General features: G+C 48.1%; 1 protein-coding gene. It reads left to right on the top strand.

Annotation, left to right across the window (positions count from 1 at the left end; all coding sequences use genetic code 11):
- Positions 1–1,417: leucine--tRNA ligase (gene leuS / locus A3729_RS16250; protein ID WP_068634080.1), on the top strand; the 1,417-nt coding region annotated here is incomplete at its 5' end.
- Positions 1,418–1,658: the final 241 nt, after the last annotated feature.

Genomic DNA, 1,658 nt, shown 5'->3' with positions numbered 1-1,658 from the left:
AAGCTCGGCAGAAGCCTTTGATGCCATTGTTGCCAAGTTCGAAGCGCTAGGCACTGGCAAAAAGCGTATTAACTATCGCTTGCGTGACTGGGGTGTTTCTCGCCAGCGTTACTGGGGCACACCTATCCCGATCAAGAATCTTGAAGACGGCAGCGCGATTCCTGTTCCTTTAGATGAGCTGCCTGTTGTACTGCCTGAAGACGTTGAGCTGAACGGTGTCACCTCACCTATCAAGAGCGACCCGGAGTGGGCAAAGACGACTCATAATGGTCAGCCTGCACTACGTGAAACAGATACCTTCGATACCTTTATGGAATCGTCTTGGTATTACGCACGTTACTGTTCACCTCAGTCTGCTGACAGCATGTTAGACCCAGGCGCGGCAAATTACTGGCTGCCTGTAGACCAATATATTGGTGGTATTGAGCACGCTATTTTGCACCTGCTTTATGCGCGCTTTTTCCACAAACTGTTACGAGATGTCGGCTTGGTAAATTGTGACGAGCCGTTCAAGCGTCTGTTATGCCAAGGCATGGTATTGGCTGAAAGCTTCTATCAGGAAGACGATAAAGGTGGCAAGATCTGGATCGCGCCAGCTGAAGTCGATATCGAGACGGACGAAAAAGGCAAAACCATTAGCTGCAAGCGCAAGTCTGACGGTAGCGAAGTGTTGTCTTCTGGCATGAGCAAGATGTCGAAATCTAAGAACAACGGTGTTGACCCACAAACCACCATCGACCAGTTTGGTGCTGATACCGTTCGTTTGTTTATTATGTTTGCTGCGCCTCCTGAGCAATCATTGGAATGGTCTGACAGTGCGGTTGAAGGTTCAAACCGTTTCCTTAAGCGTATCTGGCGCCAGGTGTATTCTCACGTTTCTCAGGGCGATGTGGCTGCACTCGATGTTGCCAGCCTGAACAAAGAGCAGAAAGCGCTTCGCTTAAAAACGCATGAAACGATTGCTAAAGTAAGTGACGACGTTAGCCGCCGCTTAACCTTTAACACAGCAATCGCGGCTATTATGGAGCTAATGAATACAGCCTCGAAGTTTGTTGATGTCNGTGAGCAAGGCCGTGCGGTCATGCAGGAAACGCTTGAAACCGTTACTTTACTGCTTGCACCAATCACGCCTCATATTTCACATGAGCTATGGGAAACCCTGGGCCACAAAGACGCAGTTATCGGCGCGGGCTGGCCAAGTGTTGACGAGAGCGCCTTGGTTAAGGCTTCGCAAACGATCGTTATTCAGGTGAATGGTAAAGTAAGGTCCAAGCTTGACGTGCCTGCTGATATCAGCAAAGAAGCAATGGAACAAACTGCTTTGGATGATGAAAACGTTAAACGCTTTACAGATGACAAGACCGTTCGTAAAGTAATCGTTGTACCTGGAAAGCTGGTTAATATCGTTGCGAACTAGGCAACGATAGACCTGTTCTTTCCTCCTTAATATCGCCCCTCGCTTAAAGCTTCGGGGCGATTATTATTTCAGTGAGAGCCTTATATGCCACGTAATAAACTTTTGATCATCGTAATGATCATGCTTTTTAGTTTGCTGTCGGCATGCGGTTTCCAGCTTCGTGGTTATTCTGAACATGACGCTCCTAAGGGCTTTTCCAGTATAAAACTCGACTGCCCAACCACTCGTGCTTGGCAGCTTT

It is taken from the genome of Oleiphilus sp. HI0043 (assembly GCF_001634935.1).
Note: the sequence above shows the minus strand (reverse complement) of the source record. Positions and strands in the feature narration are given on the sequence as shown.